10 protein-coding genes are annotated in these 12,478 nt (G+C 62.4%); 9 read left to right on the top strand and 1 reads right to left on the bottom strand.

The genetic code is table 11. The annotated features are described in order from the left end of the window. Positions 1–152: 152 nt before the first annotated feature. Positions 153–1,082 (top strand): transcriptional regulator GcvA, encoded by a 930-nt coding sequence (gene gcvA, locus ACQ4WM_RS23385; RefSeq protein WP_436549052.1) that lies wholly within the window; start codon positions 153–155, stop codon positions 1,080–1,082. Positions 1,083–1,088: 6 nt separating this feature from the next. Here the strand turns inward: gcvA and orn are convergent, their stop codons facing one another. After that, entirely contained in the window at positions 1,089–1,685 is a 597-nt protein-coding gene (gene orn, locus ACQ4WM_RS23380; protein WP_436549051.1) for an oligoribonuclease, read from the bottom strand. A 54-nt stretch (positions 1,686–1,739) separates the two neighbouring features. On the opposite strand from orn, the gene ACQ4WM_RS23375 reads away from it, so the two are divergent. From ACQ4WM_RS23375 to ACQ4WM_RS23340, 8 genes are all read left to right on the top strand, one after another. Continuing rightward, positions 1,740–3,014 carry a M48 family metallopeptidase gene (locus ACQ4WM_RS23375; RefSeq protein WP_436549050.1) on the top strand — a complete coding sequence of 425 codons (1,275 nt, stop codon included), beginning with the start codon at positions 1,740–1,742 and terminating at the stop codon, positions 3,012–3,014. Beyond that, positions 3,011–3,376: a 4a-hydroxytetrahydrobiopterin dehydratase gene (locus tag ACQ4WM_RS23370; protein ID WP_436549049.1), complete on the top strand. Its 366-nt coding sequence runs from the start codon at positions 3,011–3,013 to the stop codon at positions 3,374–3,376. The genes ACQ4WM_RS23375 and ACQ4WM_RS23370 overlap by 4 nt, the downstream gene beginning before the upstream one ends. Continuing rightward, the gene (gene rsgA, locus ACQ4WM_RS23365; protein ID WP_436549048.1) at positions 3,373–4,278 is read left to right on the top strand and encodes a ribosome small subunit-dependent GTPase A; all 906 of its coding nucleotides are present in this window, start codon (positions 3,373–3,375) and stop codon (positions 4,276–4,278) included. The genes ACQ4WM_RS23370 and rsgA overlap by 4 nt, the downstream gene beginning before the upstream one ends. Positions 4,279–4,545: 267 nt before the next feature. Further along, entirely contained in the window at positions 4,546–5,010 is a 465-nt protein-coding gene (locus tag ACQ4WM_RS23360; RefSeq protein WP_436549047.1) for a hypothetical protein, read from the top strand. Between the two features lie 131 nt (positions 5,011–5,141). Next, the gene (locus ACQ4WM_RS23355) at positions 5,142–7,982 is read left to right on the top strand and encodes an ATP-binding protein (protein ID WP_436549046.1); all 2,841 of its coding nucleotides are present in this window, start codon (positions 5,142–5,144) and stop codon (positions 7,980–7,982) included. Between the two features lie 275 nt (positions 7,983–8,257). Then, complete coding sequence (argF, locus tag ACQ4WM_RS23350) at positions 8,258–9,178, top strand: ornithine carbamoyltransferase (RefSeq protein ID WP_436549045.1); 921 nt, start codon at positions 8,258–8,260, stop codon at positions 9,176–9,178. 52 nt (positions 9,179–9,230) lie between these two features. Then, the gene (locus tag ACQ4WM_RS23345; RefSeq protein WP_436549044.1) at positions 9,231–10,466 is read left to right on the top strand and encodes an argininosuccinate synthase; all 1,236 of its coding nucleotides are present in this window, start codon (positions 9,231–9,233) and stop codon (positions 10,464–10,466) included. A gap of 200 nt (positions 10,467–10,666) precedes the next feature. After that, positions 10,667–12,478, top strand: a complete 1,812-nt coding sequence (locus ACQ4WM_RS23340; protein ID WP_436549043.1) for a methyl-accepting chemotaxis protein — start codon at positions 10,667–10,669, stop codon at positions 12,476–12,478.

Below are 12,478 nucleotides of genomic sequence, written 5' to 3'. Positions count from 1 at the left end.
AGCAACGCCGTTCACTGGTGGCGTTGAAAATATTGGACATGCGTCAATGAATTTGCGGGTGCAATTGACGCAGCATCGATATGATAAGTGCTTGCGGAAAATGAAACAAAGCAATATTCTTCACGGACAGACTCAATTTAATTAAGGCTCGCATGTCCCGTCACCTGCCCCCTCTCGCCGCCCTGCATGCGTTTGAAGCGGCCGCCCGCCATGAAGGCTTCCAGCGCGCCGGCGAAGAACTGCATGTCTCGGCCGGCGCCATCGGCCACCATGTGCGGCAGGTGGAAGCCTGGCTGGGCGTGGCGTTGTTCCAGCGCCTGCCGCGCGGCGTGGTGCTGACCGGCGCCGGCCAGCGCTACGCGGCCGCGCTGGGGCCGGTGCTGAACCAGTTGGCCGACATCTCGGAAGCGGCGCGGCGCCAGGGCGACGACAAGGTGGTGACGGTAACGGCCACCAGTTCGCTTGTCTCGCGCTGGCTGATGCCGCGCCTGGGCCGGCTGCGCGACCGCCACCCGCAGATCGAGCTGCGCGTGCTGGCGTCGATGCACCCGGTGGACCTGGCGCGCGACGGGGTCGATGTGGCAATACGGCTGGGGCCGGGCCGCTACCCGGGCCTGAAGGTGGACTTGCTGATGGAAGAACGATTTTCGGCCGTCTGCAGTCCCGGCTTTCGCGCCAGCGCTGCCAAGCTGCGCACGCCTGCCGACCTGCTGCGCTACCCGCTGCTGCACGATGAGCCGGAGGTGCGCCTGGACGGTGAAATCGACTGGGGCCGCTGGCTGCACAGCTGCGGCGTGGCCTACAGCGGCAACAGCGGTGCGCGTTTTTCGCACACCTATTTATGCCTGGACGCGGCCGCCAGCGGCCAGGGCGTGGCGATCGCCGCCAGCCCGCTGATTGGCGACGACCTGCGCTCGGGCCGCCTGGTGCGCCTGTTCGAACACCAGGTGCTGGGCCCCCATTGCTACTACCTGCTGCGCTCGCCCCAGGCCGAAGCGCGCCCGCTGGTGCACGCGTTTTGCGAATGGTTGATTGCCGAAGCGCGGGCCGACCAGGAAAGCGTCTGGCCGCAGGTAACGTGAGACTGCTTACAGTTTGATAAAGTGCTCGCGATAGTATTTCAGTTCTTCGATCGATTCGAGGATATCGGCCAGCGCCGTGTGCTTCTGGTGCTTCTTGAAGCCGGTGGCGATCTCGGGCTTCCAGCGCTTGCACAGCTCTTTCAGGGTCGACACGTCGACGTTGCGATAATGGAAGAATGCTTCCAGCTTAGGCATCCCGCGCACCATGAAGCGGCGGTCCTGGCCGATGGTGTTGCCGCACATCGGTGACTTGCCCGCTGGCACGTACTTTTTCAGGAACGCGATCAGTTCCGCTTCTGCCTGGGCTTCCGTTACGGTCGAGGCCTTGACCTTGTCGATCAGGCCCGAGCGGCCGTGGGTGCCCTTGTTCCAGGCATCCATCTTGTTCAGCGTTTCGTCGGACTGGTGGATCACGAACACGGGGCCTTCGGCCAGCAGGTTCAGGTGCATGTCGGTGACCACCACCGCCACTTCGATAATGCGGTCGGTGTCGGGCTCCAGGCCGGTCATTTCCATGTCGACCCAGACCAGGTTCATCTCGTTGGGACGGGCCGGCACGGCCGGTGCAGGGGAGGATGGGGGTAAGTCGGTCGCTTGTGACATAATTCTCTCTTGGCCTAAAAACTGAATAATCGGCCATTTTCTCACAGGCACAGAATGTATTCACTCGCGTTTTCGATTTTGTTTGTTTCCATCCTTGTTTTGACCCTGCTGGTGCGCTTCTGGCTCGCCTCGCGGCAGATTCGCCACGTGCTGGCCAACCGCGCCCGGGTGCCTGCCGAATTCGCCGAAAAAATCTCGCTGGTGTCGCACCAGAAAGCGGCCGACTATACGGTAGCAAAAACCAAATTCGGCCTGTTGACCCTGCTGGTCAATAGCGCCGTGCTGATCGGTTTTACGCTGCTGGGCGGCCTGCAATGGCTGGCGCTGCACCTGCAGGACCTGACGGGGCCGGGCATGGCCTACCAGATCGGCCTGATCGTCGCCTTTGTCGCCATCTCGGGCCTGATCGACCTGCCTTTTGATTATTACCGCCAGTTTGTGCTGGAACAGCGCTACGGCTTCAATACCATGCGCCGCGGCCTGTTTTTCATGGATATGCTCAAGGGTGTCGGCTTGGGCGCCGTGATCGGCCTGCCGCTGCTGTGGGTGGTGCTGGCGCTGATGGAGAAGTCCGGCGCACTGTGGTGGTTCTACGCCTGGTGCGTGTGGAGCGGCTTTCAGTTGCTGATGATGGTGCTGTACCCGACCGTAATCGCGCCGCTGTTCAACAAATTCACGCCGCTGGCCGACGAAGCGCTGAAAAGCCGTATCGAAGGCCTGATGCAGCGCGTGGGTTTCGCGTCGAAGGGCTTGTTCGTGATGGACGGCTCCAAGCGCAGCGCCCATGGCAACGCGTACTTTTCAGGCTTTGGCGCAAATAAGCGCATCGTGTTTTTCGACACCCTGCTGTCGCGCCTGGCGCCGCATGAAATCGAAGCGGTGCTGGCGCACGAACTGGGCCACTTCAAGCTCAGGCATATCGTCAAGCGCATCGTCATGATGTTCGCCATTTCGCTCGGTTTCCTGGCACTGCTGGGCTATCTGAAAACCCAACCCTGGTTTTATGCAGGCCTGGGCATCGATCCGATGGCGCTGGCGCTGACCGGCCAGTCTACCGACGCCATCGCCCTGCTGCTGTTCGCCTTGGCGCTGCCGGTATTTACCTTCCTGCTGGGGCCGTTGACGTCGCTCGGCTCGCGCAAGCATGAATTCGAGGCAGACGCTTTTGCCGCCCGGCATACGCAGGCCGACGACCTGGTGTCGGCGCTGGTAAAAATGTACGAAGACAATGCCTCGACCCTGACACCGGACCCGCTGCACTCGGCCTTTTACGATTCGCATCCGCCGGCCAGCGTCCGCATCCGACACCTGAAAGGAACACCCGCATGAACCTGCCACACACCATCGAAGAACTGACCCTGCAAACTTGCGCACCACTGCAGCACGCCCTGAGCGAGGCCGGCATTGCCGCCCTGCTGCCGCTGCTGCCCGAGTGGGCGCTGGAACACGGCAAGCTGTGCCGCAGTTACGACTTCCAGAATTATTACCAGACCATGGCCTTCATCAACGCCCTGGCCTGGATGACGCATACCCAGGATCATCACCCGGAGCTCATCATCACTTACAAAACCTGCACCGTGCGCTACGATACGCACTCGGTCAACGAGGGCGCCGGCGGTCTGTCGGAAAACGACTTCGTCTGCGCCGCCAAGGCCGATGCCATTTACGCCGGCCGACAGGTGGAAAAATGAGCGATGCCAAGTTAGTTGGCATCATTATTGCCGCCCACGGCCGCCACTACCTGGCTGACGTCGAGGGCGCCAAGCTGCAATGCGTCACACGCGGCAAGAAGACCAATGTGGCGGTCGGCGATATCGTGCACCTGACGCGCACCTCGAACGACCAGGCCGTGATCGACCGCATCGAAGAGCGCAAGACCCTGCTGTACCGCTCGGACCAATACAAATCGAAACTGCTGGCCGCCAACCTGACCCAGCTGTTCATCGTGGTGGCGACCGAGCCGGGCTTTGCCGACGACCTGATCTCGCGCTCGCTGGTGGCGGCCGATGCGGCCGGCATCGAGGCACGCATTATCCTCAACAAAACCGATGTGACCGCCTCGCTGGAGCGGGCCCGCGAACGCCTGCTGCCGTATTCGTCGATGGGCTACCCGGTCGACGAAGTATCGGCGCGCGCCAACCCCGAACACGCGGTGGCCACCCTCGCGCCGCTGCTGGCCGGCCAGTCGTCTATCCTGATCGGCCAGTCGGGCATGGGCAAATCCTCGCTGATCAACCTGCTGGTGCCGGACGCCGACATCGCCGTGCGCGAGATCTCGGCTGCGCTCGACACGGGCAAGCACACCACCACCTTCACACGCCTGTACACCTTGCCGGAGCTGGGCCAGCACAGCTCCATCATCGACTCGCCCGGTTTCCAGGAATTTGGCCTGTATCATTTGTCGGAAGGCATGCTGGAACGCGCTTTCCGCGAATTCCAGCCCTATCTGGGCGGCTGCAAGTTCTACAACTGCCGCCACCTGATCGAGCCGCAGTGCGCCATTCTCGATGCCGTGGCCGGTGGCAAGATCACCAGAATGCGCCATACGCTGTATGGCCAGCTGCTGCACGAGTCGGCGCAGACCTTGTACTGATCGTAAGCAGCGATAGTCAAACTTATGCAAAAACGGAGACTGATCGGAAAAATTTAATTTCGCCGATCAGCTAATTTTCCATATTTCATTCAAAAACCGTTCATCCCCGGTTTTCAGCATTTCATCCCGCAAAAGCTGCGATTCGTCGCTGGCGCCGTACCTGCGCGTGCCGCTTTTGCTACCTTGTCATCTGTCGCTGCAAACAACGCTGTCAGTGACCGCCCCCTCCCTGCTCTCCAGCAAACCAACCTGATCAAAGGTGATGTCATGCATAAAACCCGCTTTCCCCGCTTCCTGCCGCTTGCCGCCGCCCTGTTCACCCTGGCCAGTGCCGGTGCCATGGCCCAGGCTACAAACGCGCCCGCCGTCACCGACAGCGTACGCGTGACCGTCGGCACGCCATACCACGTCACCGCCGAGGAAGCGGCGACGCTCGACCGGCCGTACCAGCTATCGAACGGCCAGGTATTCTTCGTGCGTCAGCAAGACCATCAGTTTTTCGGCCACCTGGCGCAACACGCCAACGGTCCGGCACGGCATGAAGTGGAACTTCAACCCAGCGGCCCGGGCACGTTCGTCACCAGAAAAGGTGTCAGCCTGGCCTTCAGCAACGCTGGCGAGCGGGTGGTGATCGACGATGCGCAAACCTTGCCGGGCTTGCGCATCAGCGACGACATGCGCACGGCCAACAGCGCCGACGGCGGCACGCATATCCGCCTGGTTTCGCGCTGACCAGCGGCCCTCGCGCCATAGTGGCGCCAGTCCCCTGCTGAACATTTTTCCGGCAATGCAGCTTACAATGCGAGACGAACGGCCAGCTTGATGACAGGCTGGTGCGACTCTTTTGCACGGAGACTAGCTGTATGGACATGTTCGCGCTGGACCAGGACATCAGGCAGTGGGAAGGCGCCTTGCCGGCCCTGCATGGCGCTGCGCGCCTGCCGGTATTGCTGCCGCTGTGCTGGCATTTGCGCCAGCGCGACGGCAGGCGTGCGCTGCACCTGGCGGAAGAGGCGCGCCGGTGGCTGCCCCACGCGGGGCTGTCACAGCAGGCGCAGCAACTGGCGTTGGCGCGCCTGCAACTGGTACGGGCCGAAGTGCAATGGCTGCACGGCGCGCTCGATGAAGCCGAAACCCTAGCCCAGGCTGCGCATGCGGTGCTGTGCACGCATGGTGACGGCGCCGCCTGCTTTGACGCGTACTGGCTGCTGGCCTCGATCGCGGTCGACCGCGGCGACCATGTGCGCAACAGCGCGCAATTACAAACCGCCTCGGAACAGGCGCGCAGCGCAGGCGACGCTATGCGCGCCAGCCTGGCAGACGCCGCCATGGCGCGCTGGGCCGTGATGCGCGATGGGCCTGCGGCCCAGCAGCGCTGGAGCGAACAATTCGACAGCAAAGCCGCGCTACACCCCGCCCTGGCAACCTGGGTGCATGATTTTCACGGCGGCCTGGCTTTTGTTTCGCACGACCTGGGTACCGCCGTAGGGCATTACATGCAAGCCTATGAGGCGGCGCTGGCCAGCGGCCAGTTGCGCCCGGCGATCACGGCCGCCATCAATATCGGCGACTGCTTCGGCAACCTGAACGACCATCAATCGGCGCTCGAATGGATGCAGTGCGCGCTGGACCTGGCGCGTCCGACCTTGTGGCCACGCAGCATCGGCGCCTGCCAGACGCATACGGCCGAAACCATGCGCAAGCTGGGCCGGCTGGACGCGGCCAGCGAACTGCTGCGTGAAGCGCTGCAGGTGCTGGCACCGGTATCGGGTGCGCGCAGCTATGCCAACGCCCTGTTTTACCTCGGTGAGCTGAGCCTGGACATGGGCGACTACGACATGGCGCTCGACGCCTTCAGCCGCCTGGCGCAGCGCGCAGAAGCGCTGGACCACGCCGATTTCCGCTGCAAGGCCCAGCGCGGCAGCGCGCATGCCCTGTCCTACCTGGACCGGCCCGATGATGCGTTGCTGGCGGCCGAACGCGCATTGCAGCTGGCCAGCGCGCGCGGCGACGCCGTCAACCAGATGGCGGCGCTGCGCGTGCTGGCAATGCTGCATGCGCGCCACGCGCTGCCGCCACCGCCGGCCATGCTGGAACGCAATCCGGCGCTGCATTATCTGCACCGGACCTTGCAGGTGGCGTCAAGCATCGACGGCTACGCGCCGCCGGGCGAGCTGCTCGACGCTCTGGCGCGCGAATATGCGCATGTGGGCGACTACGCGCGCGCCTACGATATCGCCCTGCAGGCGGGCGCCGCGCGCGAGCGCAGCCATACCCGGCAGGCCACCAACCGGGCAATCGCCATGCAGGTGCGCCACCAGAGCGAACATGCGCGCTCCGAGGGCGACCACCACCGCGAGCTGGCCGCCTCCGAAGCGCGCCGCGCCGAAGTGCTGCAGCAGACCAGCGACACACTTGAACGCCTGTCGGCCATCGGCCAGGAAATCACCACCCATCTCGACGCCGGCGCCGTGTTCCAGGTACTCGACCGCCATGTGCACGCTTTGCTGCCCGTCAATACTTTTGCCGTCTACATGCTCGACGCAACCGGCACGGCGCTGCGCCGCGCGCACGGCATGGAGGCCGGCCTGCCGCTGCCGCACAATGCGATTCCGCTGTCGAATCCGCGCGCCTATTCGGTGCGCTGCCTGACGAACCGCAGCGAAGTGTATATCGCGCAAGTTCCCCCAAGACGCCACGCCTACACCGTGCCCGGCACTCTGCATAACCAGAGCGTGTTGTACGTGCCTTTGACCGTCGGCGAGCGCATCCTCGGCGTAATGACGGTACAAGCCTGCCATGCCCACGCCTATGGCGAGCGCGAACGGCTGATCTTTCGCACCCTGTGCGCGTACGGCGCCATTGCACTCGACAACGCCCATGCCTATCGCCAGCTGCAGGATGCGCAGGCGCAGCTGGTGTCGCAGGAAAAACTGGCGGCCCTGGGCGCCCTGATGGCGGGCGTGGCACATGAACTGAACACGCCGATCGGCAACAGCCTCCTGATCGCCAGCACCATGCAGCAGAAGACCGACGACGTGGCGCGCCTGATGAACGGCCCCGGCCTGCGCCGCTCGGACCTGGCCGCATATATCGACGACGCCGGCAAGGCGTCCGCACTGGTGATGCGGGGCCTGCACAGCGCGGCCGACCTGGTCAACAGCTTCAAGCAGGTGGCGGTCGACCGCACTACCGAGCAGCGCCGCCCGTTCGACCTGTTGCAGGTCAGCCATGAAATCATCGCCACCGTGATGAACCGCATCCGCAGCTCGGGTCATCGCATCGACACCGAGATTGGATCCGGCATCGGCATGGACAGCTATCCGGGGCCGCTGGGCCAGGTGATTACCAACCTGATCAACAACGCCCTGGTGCATGCCTTTGGCGAGCCCGGCAGCCAGCCTGGCGGCGGCCTGATGCGGCTGAAGGCCAGCGCCAGCGAGACGCGGGTGTGTATCGCGTTCGAAGACAACGGCGGCGGCATCGCCGAGCAGCATCTGTCGCGCATTTTCGACCCCTTTTTCACCACCAGACTGGGCCAGGGTGGCAGCGGGCTGGGCCTGTCGATCAGTTACAACATCGTCACGGCCTTGCTGGGTGGCACGATCCAGGTGGACAGCAGCCCGGCCGGCAGCCGTTTTACCCTCGACCTGCCACTGGTGGCGCCGCAATTCGATGGCGCCACGCCGCCGGCCATCTATTGAAGGCGCGCGGCGAGCGGCGCGCGGCGAGCGGCGCGCGGCGAGCGGTGTGCAGTGAGCGGCCGGCGGCGCGCGGCCAGACCGATCTTTCCAATCTAAAAGCAAAACCCTTATAATTGGACGGCTGACGTAGCCGCCATTGTATTATTTATAACCTGGCAAACCGCACACAGCAGCGCGCCGGGCAGCACCGCCATCCGTACAGTGTCATCGACACGGAGGCATGCCGGCGGGAAAGGCACGCCGCCGGCGGCCTGCGCATCTTCTAGTGGTCATTTATGTCGACAAAAAAACCGATCAAGCACTACCTCCAGTTCTCCGATTTCACATTGGAAGAGTACGACTATGTGATCGAACGCGCCCACCTGATCAAACGCAAGTTCAAGAACTACGAGATCTATCACCCCCTGATCGACCGCACCCTGGTGATGGTGTTCGAAAAGAACTCCACCCGCACCCGCCTGTCGTTCGAGGCCGGCATGCACCAGCTGGGCGGCGCCGCCATCTACCTCAACACGCGCGACTCGCAGCTGGGGCGCGGCGAACCGGTGGAAGACGCCGGCCAGGTCATGAGCCGCATGTGCGACATCATCATGGTGCGCACATTCGGCCAGGACATCATCGAGCGTTTCGCCGCCAATTCGCGCGTGCCGGTGATCAATGGCCTGACCAATGAACACCACCCGTGCCAGGTATTTGCCGACATCTTTACCTATATCGAGCACCGCGGTTCGATTGCCGGCAAGGTTGTCGCCTGGATCGGCGACGCCAACAATATGCTGTACTCCTGGCTGCAGGCGGCCGAAGTGTTCGGCTTCCACGTCAATGTGTCGACCCCAAAAGGCTATGACATCGACCTGGCGCAAGTCAAAACGGAACGCTACACGTTCTTTGACAACCCTTCAGACGCCTGCGAACGCGCCCACCTGGTCAACACCGACGTGTGGACCAGCATGGGCTACGAAGCGGAAAACGCGGCTCGCACTGCCGCCTTCGACGGCTGGATCGTCGACGGCGCCAAGATGGCCCGCGCCGCGCCCGACGCGCTGTTCATGCACTGCCTGCCCGCTCACCGTGGAGAGGAAGTGGCCGCCGAAGTGATCGATGGCCCGCAATCGGTGGTGTGGGATGAGGCGGAAAACCGCTTGCACGTGCAAAAAGCGCTGATCGAATACCTGTTGCTGGGCAAAATCGCGTAAGCGCCCTGGCGAAACAGACGAAACACCCACCTCAACGACAACTGGAAGCATTATGAGCGACATTAAAAAAGTGGTCCTGGCCTATTCCGGCGGACTCGACACCTCCGTCATCCTGAAATGGCTGCAAGATAACTACCAGTGCGAAATCGTCACCTTCACGGCCGACCTGGGCCAGGGCGAAGAGCTGGAACCGGCACGCGCCAAGGCCATCAAATTCGGCATCAAGCCTGAAAACATCCATATCGAAGACGTGCGCGAAGAATTCGTGCGTGATTTCGTCTTCCCGATGTTCCGCGCCAATACCGTCTACGAAGGCGAATACCTGCTGGGCACTTCGATTGCCCGCCCCTTGATCGCCAAGCGCCTGATCGAAATCGCCAATGCCACCGGCGCCGACGCCATCTCGCACGGCGCCACCGGCAAGGGCAACGACCAGGTGCGTTTTGAACTGGGTGCCTATGCCCTGAAACCGGGCGTGAAAATCATCGCCCCATGGCGTGAATGGGACCTGCTGTCGCGCGAAAAACTGCTGAAATACGCGGAAGACGCCGGCATCGACATCGACATGAAGCACAAGAACGGCGGCGCGCCGTACTCGATGGACGCCAACTTGCTGCACATCAGCTTTGAAGGCCGCCACCTGGAAAATCCGAGCGCCGAAGCCGAAGAAACCATGTGGCGCTGGACCGTCAGCCCGGAAAACGCCCCGGACGAAGCGGAATATCTGGACATCGAATACGAACAAGGCGACATCGTCGCCATCAACGGCGTGCGCATGTCGCCAGCCACCGTGCTGGCCGAGCTGAACCGTGTTGGCGGCAAGCATGGCGTGGGACGCCTGGACCTGGTGGAAAACCGCTACGTCGGCATGAAGTCGCGCGGCTGCTATGAAACCCCGGGCGGCACCATTATGCTCAAAGCCCACCGTGCGATCGAATCGATCACCCTGGACCGCGAAGTGGCCCACCTGAAAGACGACCTGATGCCGCGTTACGCGTCGATGATCTACAACGGCTACTGGTGGGCGCCAGAGCGCGTCGCGCTGCAGACCCTGATCGACCATACGCAGCAGACCGTGAACGGCTGGGTACGCATCAAGCTGTACAAGGGCAATGTGATCGTGGTGTCGCGCGATTCGAAAACCGATTCGCTGTTCGACATGAACATCGCCACTTTCGACGAAGACGGCGGCGCCTACAACCAGGCCGATGCCGGCGGCTTCATCAAGCTGAACGCGCTGCGCATGCGCATCGCTGCCATCGCACGCGAGAAACGCGGCCAGAAATAAGCACAACCGCTGCAGCTTGCTCAAAAAAACCGCCTTCGGGCGGTTTTTTTGTATCTGGAATGCACATGGCACTGGCCATACGCACCATTGCCGCCACGCAGCACCGCCAGAACGCCCCATCGTGCCCGCCCGCATGGCAAAATGCTGAAACGCAATGAACTGCACCATCAGCAAGCTGACCCTATCGAACCGGAGCCCCCATGTTCAAAGACCTGAGCATCAAGAAAAAACTGTACCTGGGCTTCGGCTCCATCGTGGCGATCATCCTGATCCTGCTGGGCGTGGCCTACAACAGTTTTTCGCGCCTGTCCGAAGCCAACGAGTGGGACCGCCACACGATGCAAGTGCTGAGCGAAATTGGCAAGATCCACAATTCCATCCTGCAGATCCAGGTCGAGGCGCGCGGCTATATCCTGACCGGCAATGAGGCATCGCTGAACCCGGACACCGATGAAATAGCCGTGCTGACCCAGCACACGCAAAAAGCAATGGCAATGGCAACCGACAACAGGGTACAGGCAGAGCGTTTCCGCAAGATCGACCAGCTTGCCACCAAATGGGTGAAGGATTGGATCAACCCGATGATCGAAAAGCGCCGCGCCCTGGGCAACGCACCGGGTGCCATCGAGACGACGGCGCGCAATATGGTGCCCACAGGCCACCCGATCCTGCGGGAAACCAACAAACTGCTCGACGAAGCTGCCGCAGAAGAATCGCGCCTGCTGGCCGAGCGTACGGCAACCTCGGCCAGGCTGCAGGAAATCATGGGGCTGACCCTGGCGCTGGGTGGCCTGCTGTGCATCGTGCTGGCATTGGGCATCTCGTATGTGCTGGGCAAGTCCATCCTCGGTCCGTTGAACAACCTGACCGAGGCGGTTGGCCGCATCGCCAGGGGCGAGCAGAGCGCACGCGCCCTGATCCTGTCGCGCGACGAACTGGGCAAGGTGACGGAAGAATTCAACCGCATGGCGCAAACCATCGAGGATAACCAGGCCAGTGAACTGGCCGCCACCAACACGCTGCGCGCCAAGGTCGATGCGCTGCTGGAAGTGGTGTCGAAAGCGGCCTCGGGCGACTTGACAGGCAAGATCGGCATTAGCGGCAGCGACGCCATCGGCCAGCTGGGCAATGGCCTGGCGAAGATGTTCGAAAACCTGCGCAGCCTGCTCAACAATGTACAAAAGGCCGGCATCCAGGTGACCACCTCGGCCACCGAAATCGCCGCCTCGGCGCGCCAGCAGGAAGCGACCGGCATCGAACAGGCGCAGACCAGCGTGGAAATCCTCAGCACCACCAGGGAAATCTCGGCCAATACCAGCGAACTGTTGAAAACCATGGAAGACGCCACCGCCGTGGCCGACTACACCACCAACGCCACCGCCGAAGCACAGAACAACCTCAAACGCATGGACGCAACCATGCAGCACATGGTCTCGGCTACCGACTCCATCAATGCCAAGCTCGCTGCCCTGTCTGAAAAAGCCAGCAATATCAATAGCGTGCTCATTACCATCACCAAGGTGGCCGACCAGACGAATATCCTGTCGCTGAACGCCGCCATCGAGGCGGAAAAGGCCGGTGAAGCGGGCCGTGGCTTCTCGGTGGTCGCGACCGAAATTCGCCGGCTGTCCGACCAGACGTCGGTATCGACCTGGGATATCGAGCAGATGCTCAAGGAAATGCAGTCGGCCGTGTCGGCCAGCGTGATGGGCATGGACAAGTTCTCCGAAGAGATACGCCGCAGCGTCGGCGAAGTGCGGCAAGTGACCGACCAGCTCTCTGGCGTGATGGACCAGGTGCAGAAACTGGCGCCGCAATTTGATGTCGTGCTGCAGGGCATGCAGTCGCAGGCAGTGGGGGCGGCGCAGATTTCCAACACCATGATGCAACTGAACGACGCCACGCAGCAGACGGTGGAGTCGCTGAAAGCAACCAGCGAAGCGGTACACCAGCTGCAATATGCGGCCGGCGACCTGCAGTCGAGCGTGTCGAACTTCGCGGTCGCCATATAA

This window comes from Janthinobacterium longum (genome assembly GCF_051380735.1).
Taxonomy (GTDB): domain Bacteria; phylum Pseudomonadota; class Gammaproteobacteria; order Burkholderiales; family Burkholderiaceae_D; genus Janthinobacterium.
The sequence above is the reverse complement of the archived record's forward strand: the minus strand, read 5'-3'. Positions and strand labels throughout refer to the sequence as shown.

Excerpts from the sequence above, each read along its gene's own strand:
- ACQ4WM_RS23360 (WP_436549047.1), top strand. The coding sequence starts at position 4,546 with ATGCATAAAACCCGCTTTCCCCGCTTCCTGCCGCTTGCCGCCGCCCTG.
- ACQ4WM_RS23355 (WP_436549046.1), top strand. The coding sequence starts at position 5,142 with ATGGACATGTTCGCGCTGGACCAGGACATCAGGCAGTGGGAAGGCGCC.
- ACQ4WM_RS23370 (WP_436549049.1), top strand. The coding sequence starts at position 3,011 with ATGAACCTGCCACACACCATCGAAGAACTGACCCTGCAAACTTGCGCA.
- orn (WP_436549051.1), bottom strand. The coding sequence starts at position 1,685 with ATGTCACAAGCGACCGACTTACCCCCATCCTCCCCTGCACCGGCCGTG.
- argF (WP_436549045.1), top strand. The coding sequence starts at position 8,258 with ATGTCGACAAAAAAACCGATCAAGCACTACCTCCAGTTCTCCGATTTC.
- ACQ4WM_RS23340 (WP_436549043.1), top strand. The coding sequence starts at position 10,667 with ATGTTCAAAGACCTGAGCATCAAGAAAAAACTGTACCTGGGCTTCGGC.
- ACQ4WM_RS23375 (WP_436549050.1), top strand. The coding sequence starts at position 1,740 with ATGTATTCACTCGCGTTTTCGATTTTGTTTGTTTCCATCCTTGTTTTG.
- ACQ4WM_RS23345 (WP_436549044.1), top strand. The coding sequence starts at position 9,231 with ATGAGCGACATTAAAAAAGTGGTCCTGGCCTATTCCGGCGGACTCGAC.
- gcvA (WP_436549052.1), top strand. The coding sequence starts at position 153 with ATGTCCCGTCACCTGCCCCCTCTCGCCGCCCTGCATGCGTTTGAAGCG.
- rsgA (WP_436549048.1), top strand. The coding sequence starts at position 3,373 with ATGAGCGATGCCAAGTTAGTTGGCATCATTATTGCCGCCCACGGCCGC.